A 17,272-nucleotide genomic window follows, 5' to 3' on the forward strand; every position below is an offset into this window, starting at 1 on the left:
TACGTGAGAGGGGGATCGCACATGCAGGATGTGCATACACTTTACAAATTGATTATCTTATCTATGCTGGACAAGGTGGAATTTGAGCTTACGAACAGCCAGATCACGGCGTTTATACTGGAAGAGCAGTACACGGATTACTTTACCGTGCAGGAGACGCTGGCGGACATGATAGAATCCGGTCTTTTGGAGGCAAAAACGATCCGCAACAGCACGCGCTATGTGATGACCGAGAGCGGGAAGGAGACGCTTGCTTATTTTGGAAATGATGTTTCCGACGGGATAAAAGCCGATATTGAAACGTATTTCCGCAAGAATAAGCTGCAGATGCGAAATGACAACGCGGTGATCGCAGATTATTACCGGACAAGTGGAAATGAATTTACGGCGAAGCTCCAGGTGAAGGAGAAGGAGAATATTCTGGTGGAGGTGGCGCTTACGGTGCCTCTGGAGCAGCAGGCGATCGTTCTCTGCGATAACTGGAAAAAGAAGAGCCAGCAGATTTACGGATACCTGATGAAAGAATTAATGTAGAGGAACATCATGAAGATTTTACTGGCGGCCATCAACGCAAAATATATACATTCCAATCCGGCGGTGTATAGTCTGAAAGCATACGCGGAGCGTTTCCTGAAGGAAAAGGGCGGGCACGCAGCCTGTGAAGATACGGCGGCGCCGCGGCAAAGCGGCGGGAAAGGAACGCCTGCTTTTTGCGGGATAGAAATCGCAGAATTTACAATTAACCAGGAGACGGACGAAATCCTGCGCGGGATTTACAAAAAGAAGCCGGATGTACTGGCGTTTTCCTGCTACATCTGGAATCTCAGGAAGGTGGAAGAGCTTCTTGATGATCTGCCGCATATCCTGCCGGAGACGGAGTTATGGCTTGGCGGACCGGAGGCATCCTATGATGCGGAGGCGTTTCTTGCGAACCATCCGCAGGTGCGCGGCGTCATGGTGGGCGAGGGAGAGGAAACCTTTGCGGAACTTGCCGCCTGGTATTCCTGCCGTGAGAGCGGGCAGCCGGATATCCGTGGAATCGTGTTTCGGGATACAATGGGAGCGGTCCATACCACTGCGCCGCGTCCGTGTCTTGATATGGATAAACTGCCGTTTCTGTACGATTCCCTGGAAGATTTTGAAAACCGCATCATTTACTATGAGAGCAGCCGCGGCTGTCCGTTTTCGTGCAGCTACTGTCTTTCTTCTATAGATAAAAGTGTGCGCTTCCGCAGTACGGAAAAGGTGAAGCGCGAACTGGCTTTTTTTCTGGAGCAGAAGGTTCCGCAGGTGAAGTTTGTGGACCGGACGTTTAACTGCCGTCACAGCCACGCAATGGAAATCTGGCGGTTTATCAGAGAACATGACAACGGTGTGACAAATTTTCATTTCGAAATCGCAGCTGAGCTGCTGAGTGAAGAGGAACTGGCGCTTTTAAATACCTTCCGTCCGGGGCTGGCACAGATGGAGATCGGAGTGCAGTCGACGAATCCGAAGACACTGGCGGAAATCAATCGGATTTCTGATTTTGAAAAACTGTCTGCGATCGTGCGAAGGCTGCAGAGCGGCGAAAATATCCACCTGCATCTCGACCTGATCGCCGGGCTGCCCTGTGAGGATTATGAAAGCTTTGTGCGTTCTTTTAATGATGTGTACGGACTGCACCCGGAGCAGCTTCAGCTTGGCTTTCTGAAGGTCTTAAAGGGATCGAAGATGCACCGGAGGGCGGCGGATTACGGGCTTTGCTACCGAAGGCAGCCGGTTTACGAGGTGCTGCATACCCGCTGGGTTTCCTACGGCGAGCTTCTGAAGCTGAAAATGGTCGAGGAGATGGTGGAGGTCTACTACAACAGCGGACAGTTTGCGCACACCATGGGCCGTCTGGAGGGGGAATTTGCGCATCCGTTCGCAATGTATCTGGAGCTGGCAGAGTATTACGAGCGCAGCGGGAATGCCGGAAAGAAGCACACGCGGATGGCGCGCTTTGATATTTTACGCGATTTTATCCGCACAAAAACGGACGCTGCGCTTTATGATGAGCTGCTGATTTTTGATCTGTATCTGCGCGAAAACAGCAAGAGCCGCCCGGCATGGGCGGGGGATCAGAACGCCGACAAACCGGAGATGCTGGCGTTTTTCCGAAGGGAGGAGGAAAAACGCAGTCTGCTCGCGGGCTATGAGGGGCGCAGTGCGAAGCAGATGATGAACATGACGCATCTGGAGCGGTTTCATTACAATGTATGCGGGGACTGCCGGGAGGGGACACGCTGGATCCTGTTTGATTATCAGAAGCGCAGTCCGCTGACACAGGAAGCGGCTGCCTGCGAGGTGGTATTGTAAGAGAAAGGAAGCAGCATTACTGTTCACATAAAATTTACTTGATAGATTTGGCAAAATAGCATAGAATAGACATAGCATCGGATAGCTATTAACAGGCTGAGGATAAGAGGTGATAAATATGGCGAACATGAAAAAGAAGGACGATAGAAGACGTGTAATTGCCGCAGTGATCGCAATTCTGCTGATCCTGGCGATGGTGGTCACGACGATTATCGGCGCGTTTTTATAAGAAAGACCGGGGGTATAAAATGAAATTAAAAAAGAGGTTTCTGATTACGCTTATTTTCGCATTTGCGGCGATGGGCGTCTTTTGTGCATCTGCAGAGGAGCAGGTGCGCGTTGGCGATGGTATCTATATTAGCGATATCAATGTGTCCGGCATGACATACAGCGAGGCGGATACGTTGGTGGAGCAGCGGATCGCGCAGGCACGCTCGGCGGTGATCACTGTCCAGGTGGGAGAGGACAGCGTTGAAGCGACGGCAAGCGAGCTTGGGCTGCAGTGGGATAACAGAAACGTGGTGCAGGACGCCATCGATCTTGGCAATTCCGGCAATCCGATAAAGCGCTACAAGGACAGGAAAAATCTTGGACAGGAAACACAGGTGCTCCCGCTGAAATTCAGTGCGAACGCAAATGCGGTGAGAGATTTTATCGAAGAAAAATGCAAGCAGTTTGAGAAGGAAGCGCAGGAGGTATCCGTCAGCGCCGACGGCAGCGGCGGAATCAATATACAGCCGGGCGTTACCGGTCAGGTTATCAACGTAGACGAATCGGTAAAAGCGGTGCAGGACTACATTGCAAACGAATGGCAGGGCGGAGAGGGGACGGTTGCGCTGGCTGTCGAGCTGGATGAGCCGCGCGGAAGCGAGGAGGATCTGGAATCCATTACAGACTGCCTTGGCACGTATACGACGCCTTATGGTTCCACCGCCGGGCGAAATATGAATGTAGAGCGCGGTGCGGAGCTGATCAATAATCATATTGTTTATCCGGGTGAGACCTTCTCCGTATGCGATCATCTGGTACCGTTTACGGCGGAAAACGGCTACGAGCTGGCGCCGGAATATGCGATGGGGCGTGTTGTACAGGGCTACGGCGGCGGTATCTGCCAGGTGTCCACAACGCTGTACAACGCATTGCTGCTGGCGGAGCTTGAAATTGTCGAGCGGCATAATCACACAATGACGGTGTCCTACGTTCCGTATTCGATGGATGCGGCGATCGCTGAGGGCAGCATGGATCTGGTGTTCCGCAATAATCTGGATACGCCGATCCTGATCTCCGGCTATGCCTACGGCGGCGAGCTGACTTTTAGTATCTGGGGCAAGGAGACGCGTCCGGCAGACCGCTTTATCTATTATTACAGCAATACGATCAGTGAAACGTACCCGGAAGGCGTAGCGCTTTATGCGGCGCCGGATCAGCCGGTCGGATACTTTAACCAGGTGCAGTCGGCGATGAGCGGTGTGAGCGCGGAGTGCTGGAAAGAGATAACGTACAACGGTGAGACGACGACAGAGCTTGTGAACACCAGCTACTACCAGGCAACACCGGCGAGCTGGGAGGTTGGAACGAGTGGAGCCTCGGACGCATTGCTGAATGCGATCGCGTTAAACGATCTGGCGGCGGCGCAGGCGGCGGCAGCGGGAGTTACCACGCAGACGGAGACCACAGAAACGGATACGGTTGCGACGGAGACGCCGGCTACCGATACAGTTACCACAGAAACACCGGCGACCGATACGGTTGCTACGGAAACACTGGCAACGGATTATGTCGATCCCAACGCCGGATATGATACGGGCGCGGGAGACGGAGTTGTGATCTGGGAGTAGGAAATTCAGATTAAAGAGAGAAAAAGTATGAAAACAGGAAAAATTTCGGAATCAGTTTTAAAGCGTTCCGTTTTGAAGCAATGTACAGGCACGCATCCGGCAGTGTTGCAGGGCGCCGAAAGCGGCGGTGATTGCGCAGTCATTTTAACGGCAGAGAAATCTGCCGTTTCCTGTTCTGTGCATCCTGCGATGCTGGATACCATAAAAAAGGTGCGTTTTGCCGTGGAACATGCGGTAAATAATCTGGGGTGCTCCGGCGCGGAGCCGACGGCGGCGCTTCTGACTGTGCTGCTGCCCAGGGAAGCGGAGGAAGCGCTTTTAAAAGAAATCATGCGGGAGGCGGAAGCCGTCTGCAAAGAATTAAAAATACAGATCGCCGGCGGGCATACGGAGGTAAATCCGGCAGTGAAGCTTCCCGTGCTGACGGTGACGGCGCTTGGAACCGTAGACGCCGGGCGTGCGGCAGATGCCGGGACTGATGCGGACGCTGTACTTTGTGCGAAAAATGCTTTGCCCGGCATGGATCTTCTGGTGGCAGGCACGATCGGGCGCGAGGGGACGGCGCTGCTTGCATGGGCGCACGAAGAGGAATTAAAGAAGCGGTTCCCAGTGACATTTGTGGAGCAGGCGAAGAGCTTCGGGAAAAGCATCAGCATTCTGCAGGCGGCGCGCATTGCAAAGGACTGCGGCGCGGCGGCGCTGCACGACGCTTCGCAGGGCGGCATTTTTGGAGCACTGTGGGAGTTGTGTGAGGGCGCAAAGTGCGGCCTGACAGCGGAGCTTCGAAAAATCCCTATCCGCCAGGAGACGATTGAGATCTGTGAATATTTTGGCTGTCATCCCTACTGCCTGCTTTCGGGCGGCGCGCTTCTGATCGCGGCACCGGACGGACGGCGGGTGGAAATGGAGCTTGCGGGGCACGGTATTCCGGCGGCAATTATTGGAAAGCTGACAGAGTCCAACGACCGGATACTGATAAACGGCGAGGAGCGGCGTTTTCTCGATCGTCCCGCGCAGGATGAGATCTGGAAGGAGAGAGGCATGTTATGAGCAGGTTGAATATTGTATTATTTGAGCCGGAAATTCCGTCAAACACAGGGAATATCGGCAGAACCTGCGCGGCGACCGGAGCGCGGCTGCATCTGATCGAGCCGCTTGGCTTCAGCCTGAGTGAAAAGGCGATCAAACGGGCAGGGATGGATTACTGGAAGGAGCTTGATGTCACGCGTTATCTTGATTTCGAGGAATTTCTGGAGAAAAATCCGGGAGCGAAAATCTACATGGCAACGACGAAAGCGCCGCAGACCTACACAGAGGTGCATTATGAGCCGGACTGTTATCTGATGTTTGGGAAAGAGAGCGCCGGCATTCCGGAGGAAATCCTTCTGGAGCATCAGGAGACGGCAGTGCGCATTCCGATGATCGGGGAGACGCGCTCTTTAAATTTAAGCAATGCGGTGGCGATCGTACTCTACGAGGCTCTGCGTCAGAACCGGTTCGCTCAGATGGAGCTGACTGGGCACCTCACAAAATACGACTGGAGGTAAAATGGGCGGCAGAGTTTTGCACAGACCGGCGCGAAAGGATACTGACGCAGGGAATGCATATTTTACAGCGCTTCTGCCGCGCGGAATTTATAGCCGACGCCCCATACCGTATCCAAAGACCATGTTTCATGGTCTTTTATTTTTTCGCGGATGCGTTTGATATGTACGTCGATCGTCCGGGCGTCCCCGATGTAATCGTAGCCCCAGACATGGTCGAGGAGCTGTTCGCGCGTGAACACCTGATTGGGAGCTGATGCCAGGAAGTAAAGCAGCTCCAGCTCTTTGGGCGGCATGTCCACTGTCTCGCCATCGCAGGTCACGCTATAATTGGAAAGGCTGATGATAAGCTGCGGATATTCCACATATTTCGGGAGCGACCGCTTCGCAGCGGTGGGCGGCGGCGTCAGCGTGCGGCGCCAGATGGCGTGGATTCTGGAAATCAGCTCGCGCGTGTCAATCGGCTTTTCCAGAAAATCATCCGCTCCGGCGTCCAGCGCCCGCACCCTTTCCAGCACATCCCTGCTGCTGGAAAGAACCAGCAGCGGCGTGCTCCTGGCCGGGCGCAGCTCCCGGAAAAGATCGGCATAATCAATGCGCGGTACGGTGTCCTTGTCCACCACGATAAAATCTGCCTGCCGTGCGGCAAGCTCTCTGGCGGCGGTGGCTCCGTCAAAAGCCACCTGCACCTCTGAAAATCCGGTTTTTAAAGCATCCCGCAGCGTGCGGGCAGTTTGTATATCCTGTTCCACAAGCATCAGTTTTTGTGGGCTGTTCATGCTTACCTCCTGTTAATTTTTGAAAGTCACAATTGTCACCCCGGCGTCTCCTTCCCCAAATTCTCCGAGCCGGTAGGATTCCACATGCTTCTGGCGGCGCAGATAATTGTGTACCGCTTTTCGAAGCGCCCCTGTTCCCTTTCCGTGTACGATGCGCACGCTCGGCATGTGGGAGAGGTAGGCGTCGTCCAGGTATTTGTCCAGCTCAGCGATCGCCTCGTCGGTAGTCTTTCCGAGCAGATTGATCTCGATGCCAACGGAAGCGGATTTCGACATTCTGATTTTTCCGCTGCCAGTCTGACGCTTGTAGGGCGTCGCTGCCTCGATGTCGGCGATTTTTTCCAGATCCTTAATATTTACCTGCGAGCGCAGAATGCCCATCTGTACGAAGAGATTTCCCTTTGCGTCCGGAAGCGTGCTGACGATTCCCTTTAAGTTCATGCTCAGCACACGCACGCTGTCGCCGAGGTGCAGATCTTTTGGCTGAAGCTCCTTCGACGGTGCGCGCTGTGCTTTCAGCGTCATATTTTTTTCTACGGAGGACATTTTCTCGCGCAGACGGGAGCGCTCCTGCTCCATCGCTCTGGAGTCAATGCCCTGTTTCCCGAATTTGTTGAAGTTTTTGATGGTCGTGTCGGCGTATTCCTTCGCCTCGCGCAGAATCGCGTGCGCCTGCTCGTTTGCCTCGCGCAGAATGCGCTCGCGGCTTGCATCCAGCGTTTCCTGCTTCTGCTCCAGCCGTTTTTTCAGCCGCTCGATCTCGTCTTTATAATGATTGATCTCTTCGCGCTCGCGCTCGATCGTCACGCGGCTTGTCTCCAGGTCGCTGATGAGCGATTCGAAATCCTCATCCTGTTGGGAGAGCTGCCCGCGCGCTTCTTCAATAATATATTCCGACAATCCGAGCTTTGCGGAGATGGCAAATGCGTTGCTCTTGCCGGGAATGCCGATCAGAAGGCGATAGGTGGGGCACAGAGTTTCGACATTAAATTCGCAGCAGCCATTTTCTACGCCGGGGGTGGAGAGCGCATAAACCTTCAGCTCACTGTAGTGCGTGGTTGCCATTGTGCGGATGCCCGCGCGGTGCAGGTTTGAAAGCACAGAGATAGCAAGCGCGGCGCCCTCCGTCGGATCGGTCCCGGCGCACAGCTCGTCGAAGAGCACCAGCGAGCGCTCGTTTGCTTCATTTAAAATAGATACAATATTTGTCATATGCGCCGAGAAGGTACTGAGGCTCTGCTCGATGCTCTGCTCGTCGCCGATATCCGCGAATACCTCCTCAAAAACAGCAAGCTCCGACTGGTCGAACGCCGGAATGTGCAGACCGGACTGCCCCATCAGTGTGAACAGCCCTACGGTTTTCAGAGAAACCGTTTTTCCGCCGGTGTTCGGGCCGGTGATGATAAGCTGGTCGAATTCTTTTCCAAGACGGATGTCGATGGGAACGACCTTCTTTTTATCGAGCAGCGGGTGACGTCCCTTCTTGATGTTGATGATGCCTTTGTCGTTTAAGACCGGCTCGCTGCCGTTATAGGATTTGGAAAGCTGTGCGCGTGCAAAAATAAAATCCAGCTTTGTGAGCAGCGTAAGATCGCTCTCCAGGGCTTCCAGCTCGGCGCCTGCCTGCCCGCTTAAATTTGCGAGGATCACTTCAATTTCTTTTTCTTCCCTGATTTCCAGCTCGCGCAGCTCGTTATTCAATTTAATGACTGCCATCGGTTCGATGAACAGCGTGGAGCCGGTGGAGGACTGGTCGTGGATCATGCCCTGCACCTGTCCGCGGTATTCTGCTTTTACCGGCAGGCAGTAGCGCCCGTTTCGCATGGTGATGACGGCGTCCTGCAGATAGGTGCGCGAGGAACCGTTTACCATGGAATTGAGCTGGGCGTGTACCTTGTCGTTCATCTGGCGCATTGCGCGGCGGATGCTGCGAAGCGTGGGGCTTGCGTCGTCGCTGACCTCCTCCTCGGAGGGCAGGCAGCGGCGGATCTCATTTGCAACCGGTGTGAGCGGCTGCAGCGCGTCAAACATCACGTCCAGGGTGCTTGGCTCTGCGTCGGTGTTTTCCTTGCGGGAGTAAGCCTTTACGCGGCTGCAGACCTCAAGAAGATGGCAAATGGCAAGCAGCTCGGACGGACCGAGAATGCTTCCGACCTCCAGACGCTTCAGCGAGCCGCGGATGTCGGTGATACCGGAGAAGGAGACATGTCCCTTCTGGTAGAGCATGGCCAGCGCCAGGCTGGTCTCCGCCTGCAGCATACGGATCTCTTCGATGTCGGAGGAGGGCAGCAGATTTTTGCAAAGCTCCTTTCCGAGCACGGAACCGGCAAGCTCCGTCAGACGGTCGATGATTTTATGATATTCTAATGTTTTCAGCACTTTTGTGTTCATGAAAACCTCCTTATTGCGTATAAACAGTGAAACTCTGGTTTGCTGTGAACGGAGTGCACAGTAACATTAGTTTATCACATAATAAGGCAATCTGCAAATTTATCTTGTTATTGGCGGGCGGTTTTAGTATAATAGCTCCGAAGGAGCCTCCGCGTGCTGCGGAGGAACCGTACATAAAACAGAAACTGTGATTTTGTGAAGATAGAATGAGGAGCAATTTATATGAAATTTATCGGCAATTTTAAAGAGGGAGACCGTATCAGCGATATTTATCTGTGCAAGTACAAGCAGGCGGCAATGACGAAGAACGGCAAGCCGTATGAAAACGTGATCCTGCAGGATAAGACCGGCACCATCGATGCGAAAATATGGGAGCCGAATTCGGGCGGCATAGAGGAATTTGAGGCGATGGATTACGTGGACGTCGTGGGAGATGTGAGCAACTTCCAGGGTGCGCTGCAGCTTTCCATCAAGCGCGTCCGCAGAGCGCAGGAGGGCGAGTACGAACCGCAGGATTACCTTCCGGTTTCCGAAAAAGACGTGGACGAAATGTACGGCGAGCTGAAGCAGATCCTTGGCACGGTGCAGAATCCGTATCTGGAGCAGCTTCTCGCCATGTATTTTGAGAATAACGAGGCGTTTGAGAAGGCGTTTAAGTTCCACTCCGCTGCAAAAGCGGTGCATCACGGCTTTGTGGGAGGGCTTTTGGAGCATACGCTCGGAGTGGTGAAGCTCTGCGACTTTTACTGCAGACAGTACCCTGATCTGAACCGCGACCTTCTGCTGACAGCGGCGGCATTTCATGACATCGGGAAAATGAAGGAGCTTTCCGTGTTCCCGGAAAATGACTACACGGACGACGGGCAGCTTCTCGGACATATTTACATGGGAACCGAGCTGGTGCGCGCGAGCATCCGCCGCATCCCGAATTTCCCGAAGCGCCTTTCCGCGGAGTTGTGCCACTGCATCCTCGCTCACCACGGGGAGCTGGAGTACGGTTCGCCCAAAAAGCCGGCGCTGATCGAGGCGGTGGCGCTGACCATGGCGGACAACACCGACGCCAAGCTGGAATCTTTTAAGGAGATCATCAAAGGCGCGGGCGACAATAATGGCTGGCTTGGATTTAACCGCATTTTTGATTCAAACGTGCGCAGGACAAGCCGCTGACAGGCGTGGCAGGGAAACTGCAAGGACTGATGCGGGAGCCTGCTGCTGTAAAATCTGAGCACGAAAAATAGCAGAAAGTCAAATGAGAGATATGCAGATTTTTATCCGCATGTCTCTTTTTTTGTTTAGAATATTAAAAAAGACTATTGACATATCTAGCAACTTAGTGTACTATATATCTAGTACACAGATACACTTAAAAGAAGGAGGAAATTATGGACTACAATCCGGCACTCCCTATTTATTTACAGGTGATGACGGCTATCAAGCATGATATTGTCGCCGGAAGGCTCGCGCTTGGCGAGAAGATGCCGTCTGTCCGCGATCTTGCGATCCAGTATACCATCAACCCCAATACGGCAGGCAGAGTGTACAAGGAGCTGGAGAGCGAGGGGGTATGCTTTACAAAACGCGGCATGGGAACCTTTGTGACGGAGGATAAGGAAAAGGCGGCACAGATGAAAGAAGAAATGGCAGGTGACCTTATCAGCCAATTTCTGGGGGGGATGAAGCGTCTTGGCATCTCCGGGGAAGAGGCGGTGGAGCTGCTCGGGCGCTACCAGGCAAAAACGGAAGCGGCGGGCGACAAAGCGCAGTAGACAACAATTAAAAGAAGGAGAGAATAAATATGTTAGAATGCAGGGAAATCACAAAGCTTTACGGAAGAAAAGCAGCGGTGGACAATGTTTCCTTTAAGCTGGAGCCGGGCAGGATCTACGCGATGCTCGGTCCGAACGGAAGCGGAAAGACCACGCTGATGAAAATGGCGGTCGGGCTGGTAAAGCCGAGCAGCGGCGGCTTCTTCTACAATGGAGAGCCGGTCGGTCCGAAGAGCCGCCGGGAGGTCGCTTACATGTCCACGGAGCCGTATTTTTACAACTGGATGACGATTAAGGACGTTGGCAAATATTACGACGACTTTTTCGAGGACTTTTCCATGGAACACTACGAGCGTCTGATCGGACGGATGGAGCTTTCGCCGGAGATGAAGACGAAGAGCCTTTCCTCCGGCATGATGGCGAAGCTGAAAATAGCCGTCACCATGGCGAGAAAAGCAAAGGTATACTTGCTGGATGAGCCGCTAAACGGCATCGACCTGCTGGCGCGCGATGAGATTATCCGCAGCGTGCTGGAGTCGGCGGGCGAGGACACCACGCTGGTGATCTCAAGCCACCTGGTCGATGAACTGGAAAAGGTGGTAGACTGCGCTATCTTTATGAAAGAAAGTCACTTGGTGGAAATGGTCGGCGTGGAGGAGCTGCGCGAGGAGCGCGGAAAATCTGTGGTAGATCTGTACCGGGAAATTTATGGACATGGAGGGGAAACAACATGCTGAAATTAATGAAATACGAACTGCGCAAAACGATGTTTTCAAAATTTATTCTTCTGATTATAACGGCAGTTGTGGAAATCGCCTATCTCATCGGCGTATTCTTCGACTGGGACAAAGGGCTTGTGATTGGGATTATTGGTCTGTTGTGCTGCGCTATGTTCGGCATCCTTTATATCGGTATCGAAAGCCTGCTGGTGTTTCACCGCGACCTGAATACCAAGCAGAGTTATATGCTGTTTCTCACGCCGACGAACAGCTACCAGGTGCTCGGCGCAAAGGTGCTCGAAAACGGCATATCCATTCTGCTTACCGGCGCCTGCTTTGCCGCGCTTGCAGCGCTCGACTTTACCGTCGGCGTCATTTACATCGGCGGCGTAAAACAGTTTCTGGATATGCTGCATGATCTGATGATTAACCTCCAGTTGGAAATCAATATTTCCGCACAGAGTCTTGCGATGGGATTTTTCTCCATCCTGGTCTCCTGGCTGATGCTGGTGGTGACGGGCTATCTGGCAATCACCCTCTCCGCTACGGTTCTGGCGGGCAGACGCTTCAGCGGCGTAGTGAGTTTTATCCTTTATCTGCTGCTCGGATGGGTGTGCGGCTGGATTGTAGACAAATGCATTCCGGCATCCATGGCAAATGAGATGCTGCAGTACGGTCTGACGATCGGAGCATTATTTATTGAAATTGTTGTGATGTATCTGGCGGCCGGCTGGATTATGGAGCGGCGGCTGAGTGTTTAATATAGCGCTGGATTTGATCGGAGAGGACAGCGTGCATGGTTGAGGGAGGATTTTGAAGGATCTATGAAGAAAGACGATATGGTACAACTGACAATCGAAGATATCAGCGCCGAGGGCTTCGGCATCGGACGCGCGGAGGATATGGTTCTCTTTGTGAAGGATACGATACCGGGTGATGAGATTGAGGCAAAGGTCATGAAGCTGAAAAAGACGTATGGCTACGCCCGTCTGATGAAGCTTCTTACTCCCTCGCCCTTCCGGGTACCGGCGGTGTGCCCGGTGGCAAGGCAGTGCGGCGGCTGTCAGATCCAGGAGATGAATTATCAGGAGCAGCTTCGGTTCAAGGAGAAAAAGGTGCGTGAAAATCTGGAGCGTATCGGAAAATTCACGGATATCCCGATGGAGCCGATCATCGGCATGGAGCAGCCGTTTTACTACCGCAACAAAGCACAGTTTCCTATCGGGAGGGACAAAAACGGACGCATCGTTGCCGGATTTTATGCGGGACGCACGCATTCCATCGTTGACAACCGCAAGTGTTTCCTTGGAGCAGAGGTAAACGAGGAAATTTTAAATATCATCATTTCCTACATGGAAAAAGAGCTTGTCAGTCCGTATGACGAGACGACCGGGCGCGGGCTGGTGCGCCATGTGCTGATCCGCTGCGGCTTTACGACGAAGGAAGTGATGGTGTGCATCGTGGTTAATGGACGCACGCTCCCGAAGGAGGAAAAGCTGGTGGAGGCGTTGACAAAGATACCGAACATGACCAGTATTTCCATCAACACGAACCGCGAAAAGACGAACGTCATCATGGGAAAGGATGTGCGGGTCCTCTGGGGAAAACCGTACATCGAAGATTATATTGGAAACATCCGCTACCAGATATCGCCGCTCTCGTTTTTCCAGGTGAATCCGGTGCAGACGGAAAAGCTGTATTCGCTGGCTTTGGAATACGCGGGGCTGACCGGAAATGAGACGGTGTGGGATCTGTACTGCGGCATCGGAACGATCTCGCTGTTTCTGGCGCAGAAGGCGCGTCAGGTGTACGGCGTTGAGATCATTCCGCAGGCGATCGACGACGCCTGCCGCAACGCGAAGATCAACGGCATTGCAAACGCGCAGTTCTTTGTGGGCAGAGCGGAGGAAATCCTGCCGGAGGTCTATCGGAAGCACCGCATTCACGCGGAGGTGATCGTGGTCGACCCGCCGCGCAAGGGCTGCGACGATTCGCTGCTCTCTACCATTATTGAGATGCGGCCGGAGCGCGTAGTGTATGTGAGCTGCGACAGCGCTACGCTGGCGCGTGATCTGCGGATTCTGTGCGATAACGGCTACACGCTGAAGCGCTGCCGGGCGGTCGACCAGTTTCCAATGAGCGTTCACGTAGAAACCGCCGTGCAGCTTGAATGCTGCGCAGGTGGTTCAAAATAAGCAAGTCGTAGCCGTTTGGAAATATGACGGCAGAAAAGTATCAGGGAATATAAAAAGGCTGTGGGTGCGTGCGCAAGGGGAAATGAGCATGGCGCTCCGGCAGCAAAAAAATTGCTGCCGAAAAAGGGGAGATGAGAAAATGAGAACACATGACAGGATGATGGTGCTTTATTTGGTGTTTTTGTTTGTGACGATCAGCGTTGCCGGGTGGTGCATCGAGGTTCCGTTCCGTTCGCTGTTCTGCAGAAAATTAGTGATTCCGGGATTTTTGTACGGTCCGTACTGCCCGATCTATGGCTTCGGTGTGGTCGCCGTCACGCTTTTCTGCAATCATAAAAAGAAATGGGTTTCTTTTCTGGAAATCTTCGTGCTGGCGTCGGTGCTGGAATATGTTGTATCCTTTGCGTTTGAAACCATATTCCACAGGCTGCTGTGGGACTACTCTATGATACCTTTCAGCATCGGCACGCGTGTAAGTCCGCTGTTTTCCCTTATATGGGGCTTCTTCGGAGTGCTGATGCTGAAGGAAGCGGAGCCGCGCATCCGACAGTTTTACATGGATCACAGAAAACCGGCGGACATTGCCGCGACGACCGGGCTGGCGGTGATCGCCGCGGATGCCGTGGTGAGTGCGATCCGGTGAAATGAAAAACAGACGGGCGTCGGAAAATCCGGCGTCCGTCTGGCATTATCCGACCATCCCAGGCACAAGCTTTAACAGTAAAACAGAGGCAAGTCCATAATATGTGACCACGGCGACGAGGTCGTTGATGGTAGTGATAAGCGGACCGGAAGCCACCGCAGGATCGACCTTTATTTTTTTCAGCAGGATTGGAATCCCGGTTCCGGCGATGCTGGAGAGCACCATGGCTGTCAGCAGTGCGATTCCGGTGCAAAGTGAGATGGAAAACGCGTGCAGTGCTGTCTGCCCTTTAAATAGCATCAGATAGCCGCCGATGCACACAAAGGAGAGTGCGCCCAGGATGGCGCCGTTCAGAAAGCCGATGCGTGCTTCCTTGGTTATAAGAAAGAGCTTTTGCTTTGCAGTGAGCTGCTCGTCCATCAGCACACGGATCGTTACAGCAAGCGACTGCGTTCCGACGTTTCCGGCCATGTCGAGCACGAGCGACTGGAAGCTCACGAGCAGAGGAAGCTGTACGACAACAAACTCAAACAGGCTGACGGTGCCGGACACTACCATGCCAAGCCCGAGCAGGATGATCAGCCATGGAAGGCGTTTGGTGATACTTTTTTTCACCGGCTCCTGCAGATCCTCCTCCGAGGAAAGACCGCCGAACTTCGCATAATCGTCGCCCAGAATATCGTCGACGATGTCTATCATATCCTGCGAGGTCAGTACGCCCGCGAGACGATTGTTTTCGTCAAGAACCGGAATGGAATCCTCGGAATAGTCGCGGATGCGGTCCGCACAGTCTTCAATCAGCTCGCTCGCGTAGACATAGGGGTACGAGGTGGTAGTGATCGTCTCCAGCGGCGTCGATTCGCGGGCGATGATAAGATCCTTTAAATCCACCGCGCCCACCAGGACGCCGTCCCCGTCCAGTACGTAAATAGTGGAAATATTATCATTTTCTGACGCCTGCTCTATCAGCTCCTTCATTGCCTGGCGCACGCCGGCGCCCTCGACAACAGAAATATAGTTGGTGGTCATCCGACTGCCGATTTCTTCTTTGCCGAAGGAACTGGAGAGTGCGATTTCCTTTTTCAGATCGTCCTCCATCAGATCGATTATCGTGTCGCGCTGGTCTTTATCGAGCTGCTGCAGATATTCCACTGTCGATGTGACGTCAAAGGCGGAGAGAACCGCGACGCGCCTGCGCATGCTTATTTCTTCCAGATAAAGATTGCGCTGCGGCGAATACTCCAGCATATCTGCAAGCGTCTGCGTATCCAGAATACTGTAAAGCCTGTGGCGCTCATCCCTGCGCAGAAGCTCCAGCGCTTCCGCGAGATCCTTTTCGTGATATTCATGCAGGCGTTCCCGCAGAAGCTTCGGCGTCAGCCCGCTTCGGATCACGGTAATAATTTCACGGTCATAATCCGGGTGCTGCATTGCGGCTGCGGCGCCGCCTGAAATATTTTTTCTTGTCGTCATTGTCTGTATCCTCCCTTACTCAAGAATTGTCATATTGACTGAGCAAAGACAGGCGCTGAGATACCGACCGGCAAAAAGAGCACAAAAAAACCATTGCCGTCAGTAATATGCTCTACACCCGGCTCTGCTGATGATGTAGCGCAGTTTTCAAACAGACAATGGCAGCTATAAAAACGGTCAGAAAACAGACGGCGTGCGTCTGAAAACTTTCCGCCGGATAACTGCCCTGTCGCTACTTCGTCCACCGCTGCTGCCGTCCATAATCTCACCTCTCTTTTCAAAATTTATGGATGCCGGAGATAATCTGGGATCCTAAGGCTTATTCTAGCATTGCCTGCCGGAAATTTCAACAAGCGTTTTAAAATTGATTGAACGCAATGTTGCGGATCTTAGAAAAATAAGATAGAATGATTTGATAGAAAAAGCGGACGGATACCGCCCGTTCAGAAAATACGCAGAGAGGGAAAATTATGGTTTCATTTGAGAGCGATTATATTGCCGGGGCGCATCCTAGGGTATTGAAAAGACTGATGGAGACGAATCTGGAGCCGCTTTCCGGCTACGGGACAGATCCATACTGCGAAAGAGCAAAGAAAAAGATCCGCGAGGCGTGCGGATGTCCGCAGGCAGAGGTAGAATTTCTGGTGGGCGGCACGCAGACGAATGCCGTTGTGATCGCTTCTATGCTGAAGGATTACGAGGGCGTGGTTGCAGCGAAAACCGGTCACGTGAGCGTGCATGAGGCGGGCGCGATCGAGTATACCGGGCACAAGGTGCTGGAAATTTCGCAGAAAGAGGGAAAGATTCAGGCGGAAACGCTGCAAAAGTATATGGAAATGTATTATGCTGATGAAAATTTTGAGCATATGGTATTTCCGGGCATGGTTTATATTTCGCACCCCACGGAGTATGGCACGCTTTATTCTAAGAAGGAACTGCAGGATATCGCAGAGGTGTGTCATAAATATCAGATGCCGCTTTTTGTGGATGGCGCGCGCCTTGGCTACGGGCTGATGAGTCATGAGACGGACGTCACTCTGCCGGAACTGGCAGAGCTTTGCGATGTCTTTTACATTGGAGGCACCAAGGTGGGCGCGCTCTGCGGCGAAGCGGTGGTTTTTACGAAGGGAAACAAGCCGAAGCATTTTCTGACGTCTGTGAAAAAGCGGGGCGCGCTGCTTGCGAAGGGACGCCTGCTTGGCGTGCAGTTTGACGCGCTGTTTACCGACAATCTGTATTTTGAGATCGGACGCTATGCGATCGGGAAGGCGGAGGAGCTGAAAGAGATTTTCCGCAGCAAGAATCTTGATATTTATCTGGCCTCTCCCACAAACCAGCAGTTTATCATTCTGGAAAATAAACGAATGGAGGAGCTGAAGAAGGAGATAAAATTCAGCTTTTGGGAAAATCTCGACGACACGCACACTGTTGTCCGTTTTGTAACGAGCTGGTCCACGACAGATGCGGATATGGAGACGCTGCGGCGGGTATTGTAATCCGGGCTGTCCGAACGCTGTGATGGCCTGGTGTCGGTGCTGCCCTGCGCAGCCCAAAGACGGCGTCACTGGCGGTGGAGTGATTTCC

15 protein-coding genes are annotated in these 17,272 nt (G+C 53.0%); 12 read left to right on the top strand and 3 right to left on the bottom strand.

Annotated features, from left to right (window positions below; all coding sequences use genetic code 11):
* Positions 1-21 precede the first annotated feature (21 nt).
* The 5 genes from ACLU9Q_RS14675 (at position 22) to ACLU9Q_RS14695 (ending at position 5,725) form a co-directional block, all read left to right on the top strand.
* The gene (locus tag ACLU9Q_RS14675) at positions 22-534 is read left to right on the top strand and encodes a DUF4364 family protein (RefSeq protein ID WP_296831399.1); all 513 of its coding nucleotides are present in this window, start codon (positions 22-24) and stop codon (positions 532-534) included.
* A 9-nt stretch (positions 535-543) separates the two neighbouring features.
* Positions 544-2,340 carry a B12-binding domain-containing radical SAM protein gene (locus ACLU9Q_RS14680; RefSeq protein ID WP_296906331.1) on the top strand — a complete coding sequence of 599 codons (1,797 nt, stop codon included), beginning with the start codon at positions 544-546 and terminating at the stop codon, positions 2,338-2,340.
* A 248-nt stretch (positions 2,341-2,588) separates the two neighbouring features.
* Entirely contained in the window at positions 2,589-4,178 is a 1,590-nt protein-coding gene (locus tag ACLU9Q_RS14685; RefSeq protein ID WP_296831396.1) for a VanW family protein, read from the top strand.
* A 27-nt stretch (positions 4,179-4,205) separates the two neighbouring features.
* Positions 4,206-5,228 (top strand): AIR synthase related protein, encoded by a 1,023-nt coding sequence (locus tag ACLU9Q_RS14690; RefSeq protein WP_296831395.1) that lies wholly within the window; start codon positions 4,206-4,208, stop codon positions 5,226-5,228.
* A complete protein-coding gene (locus ACLU9Q_RS14695; RefSeq protein ID WP_296831394.1) occupies positions 5,225-5,725 on the top strand; it encodes a tRNA (cytidine(34)-2'-O)-methyltransferase in 501 nt (166 codons plus the stop codon). The genes ACLU9Q_RS14690 and ACLU9Q_RS14695 overlap by 4 nt, the downstream gene beginning before the upstream one ends.
* A gap of 62 nt (positions 5,726-5,787) precedes the next feature.
* On the opposite strand, the gene ACLU9Q_RS14700 is transcribed toward ACLU9Q_RS14695, so the two are convergent.
* Positions 5,788-6,501: a response regulator transcription factor gene (locus ACLU9Q_RS14700; protein WP_412625515.1), complete on the bottom strand. Its 714-nt coding sequence runs from the start codon at positions 6,499-6,501 to the stop codon at positions 5,788-5,790.
* A gap of 12 nt (positions 6,502-6,513) precedes the next feature.
* Positions 6,514-8,892, bottom strand: coding sequence for an endonuclease MutS2 (locus tag ACLU9Q_RS14705; RefSeq protein ID WP_296906337.1), 2,379 nt, complete (start codon positions 8,890-8,892; stop codon positions 6,514-6,516).
* Between the two features lie 222 nt (positions 8,893-9,114).
* On the opposite strand from ACLU9Q_RS14705, the gene ACLU9Q_RS14710 reads away from it, so the two are divergent.
* From ACLU9Q_RS14710 to ACLU9Q_RS14735, 6 genes are all read left to right on the top strand, one after another.
* On the top strand, positions 9,115-10,059 hold the full coding sequence (locus ACLU9Q_RS14710; RefSeq protein WP_296831391.1) for a 3'-5' exoribonuclease YhaM family protein: 945 nt from the start codon (positions 9,115-9,117) through the stop codon (positions 10,057-10,059).
* A 215-nt stretch (positions 10,060-10,274) separates the two neighbouring features.
* A complete protein-coding gene (locus tag ACLU9Q_RS14715) occupies positions 10,275-10,658 on the top strand; it encodes a GntR family transcriptional regulator (protein ID WP_412625516.1) in 384 nt (127 codons plus the stop codon).
* A 29-nt stretch (positions 10,659-10,687) separates the two neighbouring features.
* On the top strand, positions 10,688-11,395 hold the full coding sequence (locus ACLU9Q_RS14720; RefSeq protein ID WP_412625517.1) for an ATP-binding cassette domain-containing protein: 708 nt from the start codon (positions 10,688-10,690) through the stop codon (positions 11,393-11,395).
* Positions 11,389-12,138, top strand: coding sequence for a hypothetical protein (locus ACLU9Q_RS14725; protein WP_412625518.1), 750 nt, complete (start codon positions 11,389-11,391; stop codon positions 12,136-12,138). The genes ACLU9Q_RS14720 and ACLU9Q_RS14725 overlap by 7 nt, the downstream gene beginning before the upstream one ends.
* Before the next feature lie 63 nt (positions 12,139-12,201).
* Complete coding sequence (rlmD, locus tag ACLU9Q_RS14730; protein ID WP_412625519.1) at positions 12,202-13,572, top strand: 23S rRNA (uracil(1939)-C(5))-methyltransferase RlmD; 1,371 nt, start codon at positions 12,202-12,204, stop codon at positions 13,570-13,572.
* A gap of 139 nt (positions 13,573-13,711) precedes the next feature.
* Positions 13,712-14,215, top strand: coding sequence for a putative ABC transporter permease (locus ACLU9Q_RS14735; protein WP_412625521.1), 504 nt, complete (start codon positions 13,712-13,714; stop codon positions 14,213-14,215).
* A gap of 45 nt (positions 14,216-14,260) precedes the next feature.
* Here the strand turns inward: ACLU9Q_RS14735 and mgtE are convergent, their stop codons facing one another.
* Entirely contained in the window at positions 14,261-15,688 is a 1,428-nt protein-coding gene (gene mgtE, locus ACLU9Q_RS14740; RefSeq protein ID WP_296831385.1) for a magnesium transporter, read from the bottom strand.
* A 470-nt stretch (positions 15,689-16,158) separates the two neighbouring features.
* Here mgtE and ACLU9Q_RS14745 point away from each other — a divergent pair, with 470 nt between their 5' ends.
* Positions 16,159-17,184 carry a threonine aldolase family protein gene (locus ACLU9Q_RS14745; protein WP_296831383.1) on the top strand — a complete coding sequence of 342 codons (1,026 nt, stop codon included), beginning with the start codon at positions 16,159-16,161 and terminating at the stop codon, positions 17,182-17,184.
* Positions 17,185-17,272 lie beyond the last annotated feature (88 nt).

It is taken from the genome of Marvinbryantia sp. (assembly GCF_047017445.1).
Lineage (GTDB): Bacteria > Bacillota > Clostridia > Lachnospirales > Lachnospiraceae > Marvinbryantia.